The 15089-nt window shown below is 58.1% G+C and carries 10 protein-coding genes; 2 read left to right on the top strand and 8 right to left on the bottom strand.

The annotated features are described in order from the left end of the window. Positions 1-37: 37 nt before the first annotated feature. Both ACA048_RS23950 and ACA048_RS23945 read right to left on the bottom strand, forming a co-directional pair. Entirely contained in the window at positions 38-2992 is a 2955-nt protein-coding gene (locus ACA048_RS23950) for a membrane-targeted effector domain-containing toxin (RefSeq protein WP_497626578.1), read from the bottom strand. 93 nt (positions 2993-3085) lie between these two features. After that, positions 3086-6130: a membrane-targeted effector domain-containing toxin gene (locus tag ACA048_RS23945; protein ID WP_497626577.1), complete on the bottom strand. Its 3045-nt coding sequence runs from the start codon at positions 6128-6130 to the stop codon at positions 3086-3088. A gap of 229 nt (positions 6131-6359) precedes the next feature. Here ACA048_RS23945 and ACA048_RS23940 point away from each other — a divergent pair, with 229 nt between their 5' ends. Together ACA048_RS23940 and tadA are read left to right on the top strand one after the other, a co-directional pair. Beyond that, positions 6360-7736, top strand: a complete 1377-nt coding sequence (locus tag ACA048_RS23940) for a multicopper oxidase family protein (protein WP_497626576.1) — start codon at positions 6360-6362, stop codon at positions 7734-7736. Beyond that, entirely contained in the window at positions 7736-8233 is a 498-nt protein-coding gene (gene tadA, locus ACA048_RS23935) for a tRNA adenosine(34) deaminase TadA (RefSeq protein WP_497626575.1), read from the top strand. Before ACA048_RS23940 ends, tadA begins: the two co-directional genes overlap by 1 nt. Positions 8234-8284: 51 nt before the next feature. Here tadA and cmoB read toward each other — a convergent pair whose 3' ends face one another. From cmoB to lon, 6 genes are all read right to left on the bottom strand, one after another. After that, positions 8285-9241: a tRNA 5-methoxyuridine(34)/uridine 5-oxyacetic acid(34) synthase CmoB gene (gene cmoB, locus ACA048_RS23930; protein ID WP_497626574.1), complete on the bottom strand. Its 957-nt coding sequence runs from the start codon at positions 9239-9241 to the stop codon at positions 8285-8287. Then, positions 9238-10017 carry a carboxy-S-adenosyl-L-methionine synthase CmoA gene (gene cmoA / locus ACA048_RS23925; protein ID WP_497626573.1) on the bottom strand — a complete coding sequence of 260 codons (780 nt, stop codon included), beginning with the start codon at positions 10015-10017 and terminating at the stop codon, positions 9238-9240. The genes cmoB and cmoA overlap by 4 nt, the downstream gene beginning before the upstream one ends. Positions 10018-10188: 171 nt before the next feature. After that, positions 10189-10677, bottom strand: coding sequence for a hypothetical protein (locus ACA048_RS23920; protein WP_497626572.1), 489 nt, complete (start codon positions 10675-10677; stop codon positions 10189-10191). 170 nt (positions 10678-10847) lie between these two features. Continuing rightward, positions 10848-11483, bottom strand: coding sequence for a lysoplasmalogenase (locus ACA048_RS23915; RefSeq protein ID WP_497626571.1), 636 nt, complete (start codon positions 11481-11483; stop codon positions 10848-10850). A gap of 2 nt (positions 11484-11485) precedes the next feature. Further along, the gene (locus ACA048_RS23910) at positions 11486-11878 is read right to left on the bottom strand and encodes a protease inhibitor I42 family protein (protein WP_497626570.1); all 393 of its coding nucleotides are present in this window, start codon (positions 11876-11878) and stop codon (positions 11486-11488) included. Between the two features lie 201 nt (positions 11879-12079). After that, complete coding sequence (gene lon / locus ACA048_RS23905; RefSeq protein ID WP_497626569.1) at positions 12080-14497, bottom strand: endopeptidase La; 2418 nt, start codon at positions 14495-14497, stop codon at positions 12080-12082. Positions 14498-15089 lie beyond the last annotated feature (592 nt).

Here is a 15089-nt window from a genome sequence, read left to right as displayed (position 1 = left end):
CTCCTGGCCGAAAGGCCAGGAGCTTTTTTTTTGCACTTCAGGGGACGCGTATACGTTTCATGCCCATGCGATCGAGTGCATTGCCAAGCTCGGTGAGGTTGGCGAAGTGCTTGTTGCTGATGCTCCAGCTCGGGCGCGTGATGTAGACCCCTTTCGAGTCTTGCACGATGGGGGTGCGTACGAGCGAGCCATCACTGCTACGGTGAATTAACAGTATCCGGCTGCCGGAGGGCTCGAGAGTGAGCATGCCCGGTTCTTTCAGGGCCAGGGCCAGTGCCTGCTCCCGGGCAAGCGTTGCGGGAACCTCCAGTTGCAGGCGCAAGTCGCTCCTGACTGGGGGTTGCGGCATCCCCGCCTCATTGGTGCCCATTCGCCCCGGATCCGGTTCGATGCCTGCGGCCTGACCGATTTCGGCACTTTCGATGCGCAGGCCAATTCCTCCTTCCAGCTCGCTGAGGCCCGCGACTCCGTCCCAGGTGTTGGCATGGCTGTCACCGACCAGCGCCACCCATTTGTGCGCGCCCCTGGCAGCCTGGTCGGCGTCGATAACGGACTTGGCAAAGTAGTTCATCATTTTTTGTCGGTAGTCGGCAGGTGCGCTGAGGATTCCTTTCGACCGGTAGCTGGCAGCACAATCGATGGCCTGCACACGGATGTGGTTTTTTTGTGCGCTCTTGACGACTTCCAGAAAGGTGAACTGCCCTGAGGGATCAGTGCTATGGCCTGCGTCGAGTTTCTTAAGGTAGTTTTCCAGATCCTCCGAGAGGTCTCCGCCTCTGTTGAAAATGTCCAGGTCGGCCTGATGGAAGTCGGTGAGCAGGTGTTCCATGTACAGGGTTTTGAATTTCTGTTTGCCGAGCACCTCCATGTTTTCGATAAAGAACTGTTTGCTGCCTACACTTGCGTGGTTTTCGCCGACGATCAGGCTTTCCGATGTCCTGGCGATTCGTTTGATGATGTCCTTGGCTTTGGTCGTCGGGTTAAAGGTCGGGATCTCGGGCCGGGGTGGAAGCGACGGGTTTGCATAGAAGGTTTCGGCGTCCTGATACAGGGTGCGTCTCAAGTCCTTGAATGCTGTCAGGGCAGGGTCAGGTCGATGGATGTTAACGAAGTGGTCATTCATGGCTCTCTCATCCAGAGCACCATTGGCCATCGGTTCAAGCTCTTGTCGCAAGGCAACCGGCACATCGTAGGGCGTCGGTAAACTGTCAAAATCCCGCAGTGGCTCCGGGGCACGACCCCACGGCAGCTTGTCGAAGATCTTTCCCCCACCGTACAACCCGGGACGTGTGAGCGGTTCCCATTCACCCTCAGCGTTCAGGCGAACCGGCAGGCTGCGATAAAACGAAAATGGATTGGCCGGCTCAATGATGACCCAGGTTTTCAGTTCGTTAACGTAGCGGACCTGCCAGTAAGCGTCATTGAGGAGGATGAAGTTTCCGCCAGTCGCTGGCTGATAGATGTTCCGGAATTTCCCCGCTTCGCTGACAGGTTCCAGCCCGTCAAGAATCTCATTGGTCTCGAAGGGGGCAAACAGATCCTTGCCGTCGACGACATAAGAGCGACCAGAGGCTGCGATTTCAATTCTTGCCAAGGTGGATGTCGAGGTTTGCGTTTCGGCTGCGAGGTTTTCCTGAGGCGTGAAGACTTCCCTGGCTTGCGGGACTTCGGCAAGTTCGGCAGCACCCTTGAGAAAAAGCAAATTGAACAGGGTATCGATGCTGTTGACGATCGTGCCAATGACACCGGCCTTGCGGTCGGCTGCGGTCGTGCCGTTGATGGCCTGATCCAGGTTCAGGCCGATGTTGGCGATGCCCGCACCGACGGCCGCCAGAGCAACCGGCCAGCCCAACACCGCCATGGAACCGAAGGTTTTGATAAAGGCCGTCAAGTAGCCGATCCACATCTGTTCGCGTAAATCACCGTTGGAGTGCAGAGACACCTGCGCATCGGCGCTCATGCGGGACTTCACCGAGTCACGCAGCCAAGTGAAGGGGTCGGTATTCAATGGCGAGGCGTGCTGATTCAACAGGCTGTGATCGGACTTTCCCCAGGTCACGTAGAGCAAATCGATCGTGTGGTTCAGGCCAACGTTATCGCCACTTTGCTGCTGGGCGGCCAAAGGAAAGTGGGTCATGAAGCGTGCACGGTTATCGGCGTGATTGTTCTGACACAGCAGCCACCAATGGAGGTCATTGGGGGTCTCGAACACATGGAAGGCATCCAGTTCGCCTGGAGCATAGAGGATCTGACATCCATTGCGATCGACAATGCGCAGGATGTCGGTTGCCTGGTAACCGCCGATATCCAGGGGGGTAACCTGCAGTCCGTCGACGGCAGGTGCCTGGGCCTTGAGCATGTCCAGAGTAACCGGCCAGGAGATATTCCCGGCGACGGCCTTGAGCACGGTCTTGAGGTTTTCGTTGCTCAGGCGTGAACCGCCATGTTCCTCCAGCGCCGTGGAGATGAAGTTGAGTTTGGCCAGGATCCGGTAGTCATCGAAATGAGCGCTCCAGAAGGTGTTCATTTTGTTCTGGTAGCGTTCGCTGAAGTTGATTCGCCACAGGTCCTTGATGACCTGGCTGGGGTACATCCGCACTTCGTTGGTTTCGTTATAGATACTGGCGCGAGCATCTTGATTGTAAAATCCGCCCTCACTATCCAGCAGGTCGGCGTTGTCCTGATCATGGGCATGAAAGCGCTGAACCACCAACTGTGGGAGGGTCAGTGATTCACAAGGTGTGGGGACGTGTTCCCAGAACAGGAAGGCCTGGGTGCTGCTGGCGGAAATATTGTCGAAACGATGCCACCAGACCTGATCCGGGTCGATGTTCCTGATGTTGTATTTGTCCAGAATGCCCTGGGCTTCCACGTGCGCCAAATCGTGCATGTCCGGGCAGGCCTCTACAAAGGGCATGACCAGGTCTTTGAGCGACTGCTCGTCAGCCGGATCGGGCAGGAGGGACGGGGAGGTCGTTTCAATTGAATTCACTTCTCGCTCCTTGAGAAATTGGGGATAGGAGACCGGTCATCACGTTCGTAATGACCGGAGTATTGGGAATGATCTGCTCGATGCACTTTTTGCTTACAGAGGCAGGCGTCCTTCTAGTTTCAAGCCTATACCAGTGAGTGCCCGCGTAAGATCGCCGATATTCGCGTAGGGGATCTGGTGCAGATCGGGCCAGGAAGGGCGGTTGATCAGATACCCTCCGTCAGCCGTTCGTTCAATCAACGTACGCATGATCTGGCCGTCTCTGCTGCGATGAATCAACGTCCAGGCGCCGTTCCAGTCCTTTAAGGTGAACATGCCTTGGCGGAACAGCAGCCGGTCGTAGTCGGCCGCCGTTCGTTCAAGCATCGGCAGCGGCACCTTGATGCTCAGGTCGGCGTACAAGGTGTCGAAATCTCCATGCATTTGTTGCTGTGCCGGGCCCAGGTTACGGCCCACATCGATGCCTGGATCTACCTCAATAAGCGGACTGAGTTCGGGAAGAACTTCCTCAACGCGCAAACCGATTCCGCCATTCATTTCGCTGATGCCGGCGATACCTCTGAAGGTATTGGTGTTTTCCTGGCCCGTCAGCACGACCCATTTTCCAGAGCCATTGAGTGATTCGTTGGTGTGGATGATCGTGTTGGTGAGGTAGTTTTTGATCGACTGTTCCGCCGTGTCACTCAAGGACGCACCTTCATACTTGTAGCTTGCCAGGCAGTCGGTGGCCTGGATTCGAATGCCGTGCTGTCGGGCGATTCTGACGAGCTTCAGCGGGGTGAATTGTCCGGAAGGGTCGCTTTGCAGCTGATTCAGATATTTCTCCAGCTCCGTGGATATCTCTCCCGTTCTGGTGAATGCATCCAGGTCAAATTGATTGACGTCGTTGAGCAGTCGATGCAAATAGATCGTTTTGACGCCTTGTCTGGCCAGTGTCTGCATGTTCTCGATCAGGAATCGCATGCTCGCGATGCGATCCCGGCTCTCACCAACGACCAGCCCCCGCGCGGCTTCGAAAATCTTTTCCAGGAGATCCGTCACGGTGGTCGATGGCGTTATGACGGGGAGTACCGGACGCGCGGGCAGCGAGGCGAAAAAGTCGGGCCGTGAATAGAAGCTGCGGGTATCGCCGGTCAGCCGTGTGCGGAGTGGGGCGACATGTTCTTCATAGTCTGAAATCCCCTTCATGCTTCCGTCGGGCAGGCGCATGACTTTGAAATGTGTTTGTTTTATACCCAGCGCCAGCCTCCTCAGGCGGTATAGCCCTGGAGCATCGTATTTTGTGGACGGACTGCGCAGGGAGGACGGTGGGCGGGATTGAGAGGCCGATTGAGACGTTCCCGGCACCGGTTCGCCAATCTCTTTGCCGCCGCCCTTGAGCCCGGCTCGCGGCGTCAGTTCCCATTCGCCCTGAGCATTCAGGCGTACCGGCATTGATCCTGAAAAGGCGTTAGGGTTTTTCGGGTCAATGATTGCCCAGCTGCCACCACCGTTGACGTCGCTTTCGTAGCGCACGTAATAGGCCGTGTCATTCATCATGATGGCGTTTGGAGGGTTGGAGTTGAGTGTATAGACCCCCTGGAATTTTCCACTGTCGGCGAGTGGTTCGCTTTCCAGAATGTCATTGCTTTGCCAGTGTTCCGGCACTTCAACGGGCGAGCCGGAATCCCCTGGCACGGGGGTCAATCCTTCGACTTGAGAGGGTGTCTCCTGCGCGCCGTCGGAAACTCGCGGTTCTTCCGGGCTTCCAGGTCCAACCGGATTGCCCACCTCTTTCAGCTCAGCCATTTCGACCGCTTCGGCGGTGGCGACCGACGCTCCAACTTCCTCCAGCGCACCAACGCCTTTGAGCAGCGGAATGTTGAACAGGGTATTGATGCCAGCGAGTACGGCACCGATGACACCGGCCTTGCGCGCCTCAGCCGTCTTGCCGTTGACCGCTTTATCGATGTTCAACCCCATGGCGGCCAGACTGGCCCCGATCACCGGCAACGCGATCGGCCAACCGAGCATCGCCAGCGGACCAAACACATGCAAGCCAACGGTCAGGTAACCCAGCCACAGTTGTTTGCGCATTTGCCCATTGGAGATCAGCGTCAGATCGGCGTCTGCCTGCATGGTGCTCTGTACTGAACGACTCAGCCAGGTGAATGTATCGCCGCTGATGGCGATAGTCTTTTGATTGATCAGGTGGTGGTCGGACTTGCCCCAGGTGCTCACCAACTGATCCATAAGAGGCGTGATGTTGTCATTGATGGCCTGACGTTCAGACACTGGGAAATGGGTCATGAACTCGGCAAGGCGCGTATCGTCATTCATCTGAAGCAAGATCCACCAATGCAGATCCGCAGGTTTCGGGTGCACGTGGAACGCTTCGGCCGCACCGGGAACATAGGTGATCTGCCGTCCGTCCCGACCAACGATACGCAGGATATCGGTGGCGACATGTCCTGCTACATCCAGCACAAAAAAACCAGCCTCCCCGGTTGTAGAGACTTTGGCTTGTAATCCCGCCAGGGTTATCGGCCAGGTCAGGTCGCCGACAGCAGCCTTGATGACGGTCTGAAAATCTTCTTCCTCCAGCTGACCGTTTTGCCGGGCTTCGACGGCTTTGCTGAGGAAGTTGCATTTGGCCAGGGTCCGGTAGTCTTCAAAATGAGTGCTCCAGAAGGCGTGCATTTTGCTCAGGTAGCGGTCGCTGAGGTTGAGTCGCCACAGGTCCTTGAGGACCTGGCTGGGGTACATCCGCACTTCGTTGGTTTCGTTGTAGAGGCTGGCGTGTGCGTCCTGGTTGTAAAAACCGCCATCGCTGTCCAGCAGATCGGCGTTGTCCTGATCCGTGACGCGGTATCGATGGATGACCAGTTGCGTCAGGGTCAGTGATTCGCTGGGTTGTGGCGCGTGCTCCCAACCCAGGAAGGCCTTGGTGCTGCTGGCCGAGACATTGTCAAAGCGATGCCACCAGACCTGGTCGGGGTCGATGTCGCTGATGCCGTATTTTTTCAGAATCTCGCTGGCGATCGCGTGGGCTTCATCTTGCAAACCCGGACAGGCTGCCACAATGAGGGGGGCCGTGACTTTGAGGTGTTCCTTGTCGGAGCCATTGGGAAGCACCGTCGTATTTGTTTGATTGAGCATGCTCTCACTCCTTGAGAAATAGGGATCGAGAATTACCCATTTGTTCGAATTAGGTGCACTACATAGTTATGCCCATTCGCGCTTCGATAGGGTGTAGGGGCCAGATCCGACAAGGCTGCCGGGTGCGGCCATCCGCCGCGCCACCCTTACTGTTTCTCAACCGCAGGTGTATCGTATTCGCCTTTTGCAGGCGCCAGGCCTGTCGCTGATACGTGAGGTAGTTGAGTTCATGTCCTTTACCCGTCGACAAATACTCGGTGGTCTGGCCGGTCTTGTGGTGGTTGGCGCGGGGGCTGGTGGCGCGTCGCGTTACTGGCTGGGCAAGAGGGCCGAGGCGGACGCCGGCCACGACTATGAGCTGATTGCGGCGCCGCTGGACGTCGAACTGGTCGCCGGGCACAAAACTGAAGCCTGGGCGTTCGGCCCGTCGGCGCCGGGCACGGAATTGCGGGTTCGCCAGGGCGAATGGCTGCGGGTGCGTTTCATCAACCATCTGCCGGTCGCGACCACTATCCACTGGCACGGCATTCGCCTGCCGTTGGAAATGGACGGCGTGCCGTACGTTTCGCAATTGCCGGTGCTGCCGGGCGAATACTTCGACTATAAATTCCGCGTGCCCGATGCTGGCAGCTACTGGTATCACCCGCACGTGAACAGCAGCGAAGAGCTCGGTCGCGGGCTGGTAGGCCCGTTGATCGTCGAAGAGCGTGAGCCCACCGGTTTCAAGTACGAGAAAACCTTGAGCCTCAAGAGCTGGCATGTGGATGAAGAAGGCGCGTTCGTCGCGTTCAGCATTCCTCGCGAAGCCGCTCGTGGCGGCACGGCGGGGCGTCTGTCGACCATCAACGGTGCCTCGCAAGCGGTGATCGACTTGCCTGCCGGACAGATTACTCGTGTTCGCTTACTCAACCTCGATAACACGTTGACCTATCGCCTGAATATTCCCGGCGTCGAAGCGCAGATCTACGCGCTGGACGGCAACCCCATCGAGCCGCGCCCGCTGGGCAAGGAATACTGGCTCGGCCCGGGCATGCGTATTTGTCTGGCAATCAAGGCACCGCCGGCCGGCGAGGAGTTGTCCCTGCGCAACGGTCCGGTACGCTTGGGTACGTTCCGTTCGGTGGCGAATAGCGATGTATCGACTGAATGGCCGCCCGCGCTACCCGCCAACCCGGTGGCTGAGCCGGACCTGGCCAATGCCGAGAAACTCAACTTCAATTTCGAGTGGGTCGGCTCTGTGTCGGTCAACGTCGAAAACGGCAAACCGCCGAGCCTGTGGCAAATCAACGGCAAAGCTTGGGATATCACTGACAAGACCTGCGCCGACCGGCCGATTGCCAAGCTTGAAAAGGGCAAGAGCTACATTTTCGAATTGAAGAACATGACTCAGTATCAGCACCCGATTCACTTGCATGGCATGAGCTTCAAGGTCATTGCTTCGAACCGGCACAAGGTCATTCCGTACTTCACCGACACCTATCTGTTGGGCAAGAACGAGCGTGCGCAAGTGGCGCTGGTGGCGGATAACCCGGGCATCTGGATGTTCCATTGCCATGTGATCGATCACATGGAAACCGGCCTGATGGCCGCCATCGAGGTGGCGTGATGCGTCAGATTCGTCCAACCGCCATCATCGACCGCAGCCGTGATCGCGACTTCATGCGCGAAGCCCTGGCCCTGGCGGCTCAAGGTGCCGCGCTGGGTGAAGTGCCGGTGGGCGCGGTGCTGGTGCAGGACGGTGAAATCATTGGCCGCGGCTTCAACTGCCCGATCAGCGGCAACGACCCGAGTGCTCATGCCGAGATGGTCGCGATCCGCGCGGCGGCGTTGGCGGCCAGCAATTATCGCCTGCCGGGCAGCACGCTGTACGTGACCCTGGAGCCGTGCAGCATGTGCGCAGGCTTGATTGTGCATTCGCGGATTGCGCGGGTGGTGTATGGCGCGCTGGAGCCCAAGGCCGGGATTGTGCAGAGTCAGGGGCAGTTCTTTACCCAGGGCTTTTTGAATCACCGGGTATTGTTTGAAGGCGGGGTGTTGGCGCAGGAGTGTGGGGCAGTGCTCAGCGAGTTCTTCAAGGCCCGAAGAGCCAAACCAACAGACTGAACACGTAAAATCTGTAGGCGCCGAGCAAGCTCGGCGCCTACAGGTTATGCGTTATTTGCGGGCCACAATGACAGCACGCATCGGCGCCGGCAGCCCTTCAATCGTCTTGCTGTGATCGTCCGGATCAAGGAAGTCACTCAACGATTGATACTTCATCCACTCCGTCCCGCGCTGTTCCTCGACCGTGGTCACGCTCACGTCAACGCAACGCACATCCGTAAACCCGGCACGCCGCAACCATAGCTCCAGCGCCGGTACCGACGGCAGGAACCACACGTTGCGCATTTGCGCGTAGCGGTCTTCCGGCACCAGCACCTGCTGTTGATCGCCCTCGATCACCAGCGTCTCCAGCACCAACTCGCCGCCCTTGACCAGGCAATCTTTCAGCGCCAGCAAATGCTCGATCGGCGAGCGGCGATGGTAGAACACGCCCATGGAAAACACCGAATCAAAGCCTTCCAGCTCCGGCGGCAGGTCTTCGAACGGGAATGGCAGGTGCCAGGCATTGGGTTCGGACAGGTAACGCTGCACCGCCTGGAACTGGCAGAAGAACAGCCAGTTCGGGTCAACGCCGATCACGCTGTCGGCACCGGCGCCGAGCATGCGCCACATGTAATAGCCATTGCCGCAACCGACGTCGAGGATGCGTTTGCCCTTCAGATCCAGATGCGGGGCGACGCGCGACCATTTCCAGTCCGAACGCCATTCGGTGTCGACGTGTACACCAAACAGATCAAACGGCCCTTTGCGCCACGGCGACAACCCCATCAGCGCAGTACGCATCTGCGCGCGGGTTTCGTCGTCGCAACGGGTGTCCAGCATCAAGCCATTGAGCAAGTCGACGTCGCTGGGCTGAATCTTCGGCAAGGCATCCAGCGCACTCTGCCAGCGCTCCAGGTCGCCGTGACCCTTTTCCATTTTCTTGTCGAGTTGCGCTTGCAGGGTGTTGGCCCATTCGGCCAATGGTGTACCGGCCAGGCGGCGGGCGAGGGGGGACAGATCAATCATGGCAAGGCAATCAACGAGGCAAAGTTAAGACACTGGAACCACGGCACGACTTTCGAGAACCCGGCGGCCAGCAGGCGCTCGCGGTGTTCTTCGAGGCTGTCGGGCTTCATGACATTTTCGATGGCGCTGCGCTTCTGGGCGATTTCCAGTTCGCTGTAGCCGTTGGCGCGTTTGAAGGCGACGTGCAGGTCGGTGAGCAGCGCGTGTTCTTCGAAGTCGTTGAAACGCAGCTTCTCCGACAGAATCAGCGCGCCACCGGGCAACAGTGACTGGCGGATGCGCGAGAGCAACGCCGTGCGCTGGTCCGGGGCGATGAATTGCAGGGTGAAGTTCAGCGCCACCACCGAGGCCGGTTGAAACTCAAGGGCGAGGATGTCGCCTTCGATCACTTCCACCGGCAGCAACTCCTGGAACATCGAGTCTTGAGCGTTGAGGTATTCGCGGCAACGCTCGACCATCGCCGCAGAGTTATCCACAGCGATCACGCGGCAACCGTCGGTGCGCACGTGACGGCGCAAGGCCTGAGTCACGGCACCTAGGGATGAACCGAGGTCGTAGAGCACGCTGTTGGGCTGGGCGAATTGCGCGGCGAGCACGCCGAGGTTTTCCACGATGGTCGGATAACCCGGCACCGAGCGCTTGATCATGTCCGGGAACACCCGCACCACGTCCTCGTTAAAGGAGAAGTCAGGCACCTGGGCCAAAGGCTGGGCGAAAAGGCGATCGGGTTCTTTGCTCACGGCGGTTCCAGCGGCGTTGGTGGAAAAGGCCGGCATTTTAGCCAAATTGACGGGGGGATGCGCGGGTTGTCTGATAAACCGTGAGGGATGCCCGGCGGGGATTCTGACTAGCGAAGGTCAGAGAGCTGTAGTTGGAGAGGGAACACTAAATGAAAAACGAATGGCCAAGTCCCGAATCAGGGGCTTGGCCATTCAAAATTTAAAGAGTTATCGCTGTGGTTCCATCAACACAATATAGGTGGATTTACCAGCGATACGGAGCTCTTTATTCCTCCCGTTTACGCCTTTAAAATCAAAGCTGATTTCATAATGTAACTCTTCGGTATTGTTTTCGATTGCCTCTACGGTGAACGATCCACTCTTGGGTTGATAGTGGTGGGAGGTGATAAACCCAGGGATTGTTCCAGTTTCGAAGTAGTAAGCCTCGAGAAACGGGAAGTCTGAATCTGAGACTGAATAGGTGCCGGATTGAATATTTTTGTCGAAGATAAGTACCAGACCCTTTTTGCATCTGGATGAGGTGTCTTCGGTATTTGCACGAGTGATGAGCGCAATCAGATCACTGTTAGTGTCGGCTTCGAATTCTACGATTTGACTCTCGAACTTTACGCGACGGGAAACAGTAGCGCTTGTTTCAGCACTGACGGTGATAATCGGATCAGCAGGGCCGCGTTTGTTGCCTTTAAAGAAACTCATAATGTCCTTCCTTGCGTGAGTGGTGTAGTTGCGTAGAACCACGTGAACAATAAGTTCGCAAGGAGGACAGATATACTGTCAAACCTGACAGGTAGTTAGACTTTTGGGCTATTACTTCGTATTTTCTTATGCGGGTGCTGAACCCGCATTTGTTCAGGCTCTGACATTCATCAATGATTGTTTTTCGAAAACGCCGACGCTGTAATTCCCCATTGCCCCAGCCAATAACTGAGGATGATTACATAGGGCGCTGCGTCGAATGGCGCGACAAAACGGCTGATGCCAATCACGCTGTCTGAGAACACGAACGCCACCGCACCTGCCGCCGCCAGCAGCGCTGAGCGTTTGGGGACTTCAGTGCCCAGTCGAGCCAGTGCCCGCCAGAGCATGGCGCTGATGGCCAAGCCGTAAACAATCACTGGGATCAGCAATGGGCCAAGGCCGTGGGAAATCAAAATCCCCAGCAACACCGCGCCGACTCCCAACGCAATCACCAATGGCAACACCGCCAATCGCCGGCAATCGCTCAAATAGGCTTTGAGATAAGCCAGATGCGCAACCAGAAACGCGCCAAGGCCAAACACAAACAGATCCCCTGGCCACGCCAGTAAAACATCGCCGAGCAGCGAGAAAATCAGGCCTAGGCTGATCCACCGGCGATAGTCGCCGGGCGGCGCGTCATGCAGCCAACCGAGCAAGGCCAGCACGGGCATAGGTTTGACCAGCAGGCAGAGCAACGTTGCCTGCATGCTCACGCCGTACAGGAAGGTCACTGCGCCCATCAGCGCCAGAATGAGCCAGCCCACGATCAGTTAACCGAGATCGCGCAATCGAAAGTTTCCACCGGCAATACCTCCGGGGCCCAGGGTTGTTGTGATGTCAGACGCAAGCGCCCGGTACCGGCAGTGAACGCCTGAAAGCGCCAGGTCGAGAGGCCGGCGCTGCCGACGATTCCGGCGTCTTCCGGGTTGCTGTAAACCTCAGGGCTGAGCGCATGTAACACACCACCGGCCGAATCCTGAATCGCCCAGCGGTAACCCGTGGACGGGTTGCTAGGCAGGGTCAGGATCAGGTTTTGCCCGCTGTTCAGTTTCACCGGGCATTCGCTTTGTTTTACTACGGTCACGTTCTGTTTCGGTTGCGTGGCGCAGGCGGCCAGCAAGGACAGGGCGAGGAGAACAAACAGGCGGATGGGGGACATAAGGTCAGGGGCTCCGGCATTCACGACGAACGGCGAGCATAACCGAAGATGAGACAAAGTGTGACGATGTTGCGGGACATGATCGTTCCCACGCTCTGCGTGGGAATGCCGCCCGGGACGCTCCGCGTCCCATCACAAGCTGACGCAGAGCGTCACAGGATGCATTCCCACGCGGAGCGTGGGAACGATCAGGTTACGGGGTCAGAACAAAATCTTCGCCACATCCGCAAAACGCTTGGCGAAGTGCACGGTGATCCCTTCCTTCAGATAGTCCGGCAGTTCATCAAAGCTGCCACGGTTAGGCTCCGGCAAGATCAATTCAAAGATCTTCTGCCGCCGCGCCGCAATCACCTTCTCGCGCACCCCGCCAATCGGCAGGACATGCCCGGTCAGCGTCAGTTCGCCGGTCATGGCCACGCCTTTTTTCGGTGGCTGGTTGCGCGCGAGCGAGAGCAGGGCGCTGGCCATGGTCACGCCGGCGCTCGGGCCGTCCTTGGGGGTGGCGCCTTCCGGGACGTGCAGGTGGACGAAGGCTTCGTCGAAGAACTTCGGATCACCGCCAAACGACTTCAGGTTGGAGCTGACGTAGCTGTAGGCGATTTCCGCCGACTCTTTCATCACATCACCCAATTGCCCGGTGAGTTTGAAGCCACGGTTCAGCGTGTGGATTCGCGTGGCTTCAATCGGCAAGGTGGCGCCGCCCATGCTGGTCCAGGCCAGACCAGTGATAACGCCGGTGCCGGACAGCACTTGCTCGTTGCGAAACACCGGATGACCGAGTGAGGCTTCAAGGTCTTTCGGGCCGACTTTGATCACCGCTTTGGGTTCGTCGATCAACTTCACCACGGCTTTGCGCACCAGTTTGCCCAGTTGCTTTTCCAACTGGCGTACGCCGGCTTCACGAGCATAACCGTCGATCAATGCTTTCAGGGCGCTGTCGCTGATGCTCAGGCTGCCTTTGGACACGCCGGCCTTTTCCAGTTGCTTGGGCCACAGGTGGCGTTTGGCGATGGCGATTTTTTCTTCGGTGATGTAACCCGACAGGCGAATCACTTCCATCCGGTCGAGCAACGGGCCGGGGATCGAGTCCAGGGTGTTGGCGGTGCACACGAACAGCACTTTCGACAGGTCCAGACGCAGGTCCAGGTAATGGTCGAGGAATTCGACGTTCTGTTCCGGATCAAGCGTTTCCAGCAGCGCCGAGGCCGGGTCGCCCTGGTAGCTTTGGCCCATCTTGTCGATCTCGTCGAGCATGATCACCGGGTTCATCACTTCGACGTCTTTCAACGCCTGCACGAGTTTGCCCGGTTGCGCGCCGATGTAGGTGCGGCGGTGGCCCTTGATCTCGGCTTCGTCGCGCATGCCGCCGAGGCTGAAGCGGTAGAACGGCCGGCCGAGGGATTCGGCGATGGACTTGCCGACGCTGGTTTTACCCACGCCCGGCGGCCCGACCAGCAGCACAATGGAGCCGCTGATCTCGCCTTTGTAAGCACCGACCGCGAGGAATTCGAGGATGCGGTCCTTGATGTCGTCGAGGCCGGCGTGGTGTTTGTCCAGTACCTTGCGTGCGTGCTTGAGGTCGAGTTTGTCTTCGCCGAACACGCCCCACGGCACCGAAGTCGCCCAGTCGAGGTAGTTGCGGGTGACCGCGTACTCCGGCGAGCCGGTCTCGAGGATCGACAGCTTGTTCATTTCTTCTTCGATGCGTTTTTGCGCCTGCGGCGAGAGCACTTTGCCGGTCAGGCGTTGCTCGAACTGCTCGATGTCGGCGCTGCGATCATCCTTGGTCAGGCCCAGCTCTTGCTGGATGACCTTGAGTTGTTCCTTGAGGAAGAACTCACGCTGATGCTCGCCGATCTTGCGGTTAACTTCGGCGGAGATCTCTTTTTGCAGGCGCGCGACTTCGACTTCCTTGCGCAGCATCGGCAGGACTTTTTCCATGCGTTTGAGCATGGGCACACAGTCGAGCACTTCTTGCAGCTCGCTGCCGGTGGCCGAGGTCAGGGCGGCGGCGAAGTCGGTCAGCGGCGATGGATCGTTGGGGCTGAAGCGGTTGAGGTAGTTTTTCAGCTCCTCGCTGTACAGCGGGTTGAGCGGCAGCAGTTCCTTGATCGCGTTGATCAACGCCATGCCGTAGGCCTTGACCTCATCGGTCGGCTCGGTCGGCTGGTGCGGGTATTCGACTTCCACCAGGTACGGCGGGCGATGGTGTTTTAGCCAGGTTTTGATGCGCACCCGGGTCAGGCCCTGGGCGACAAATTGCAGTTTGCCGTTTTCACGACTGGCGTGGTGCACCTTGACCAGCGTGCCGTACTCCGGCAGTGCGCCAGTATTGAAATGGCGCGGGTCTTCCTGGGGCGCGTCCATGTAGAACAGGGCCAGGGAGTGGTGATCGGCTTTGCTGACCAGGTCGAGGGTTTCGGCCCAGGGTTCTTCGTTGACGATGACCGGCAGCACTTGGGCCGGGAAGAACGGGCGGTTGTGGATCGGGATGATGTAGACCTTGTCCGGCAGGTTCTGGCCGGGCAGGGCGAGGCCTTTGCCGGTGGCGTGGTGTTCGATTTGTTCGGCTTCGTCGTACTCGCTTGGGTCTTCGGGGAATTCTTGCTGGTCGCTCATGGGGCACCTGCGCAATTGGGTATGGGTGTTAGATGGGGCAGGTGGGGGGTGGTTTCAATGGCTCGCGATGTTTCCGAGTGTGTGTTCAGGGTTTGGACAGGTGGCTTTTGACTTGGCGGCCTCTGGGCCGACCATGTTGTTGGTTTTGGTGTACATATCCGTTTCTGCGGTAACGGCCACTTAGGGTTTCGCCCTTACGGCGACTCACTTTTTTTTCAAACGCCAAAAAAAAGTAAGCAAAAAAAGGCTCGCCCCGAGCGTCCGGCCCCTCGCCTGGGCTCGGCGTTCCTTCGCTCCGGTATCCATCCGGAGACACTGCCCTCCGGTCGGCTTCGCTTCGACCTACATGCAGCGTGTTCGACTGCGTCGAACGGCGCTGCGCGCCACTCCCCGGATGAACACCTCCACTCAGCCTCCCGAAGGGGCGGGTGGATCAAGATCAAGAGCTGAAGGCGAGCTAACGCTCGGCCTGATGAGTGGTGAAGAGCGGCGGGTGTACACCGATTCATTGTAGGAGCTGGCTTGCCAGCGAATGCGACCTGACAGCCGATCAATCTCTATCAGATATACCCGGCCCATTGTGGGTGCGAGC

The sequence above is a fragment of the Pseudomonas sp. LBUM1659 genome, from assembly GCF_059716045.1.
Note: the sequence above shows the minus strand (reverse complement) of the source record. Positions and strands in the feature narration are given on the sequence as shown.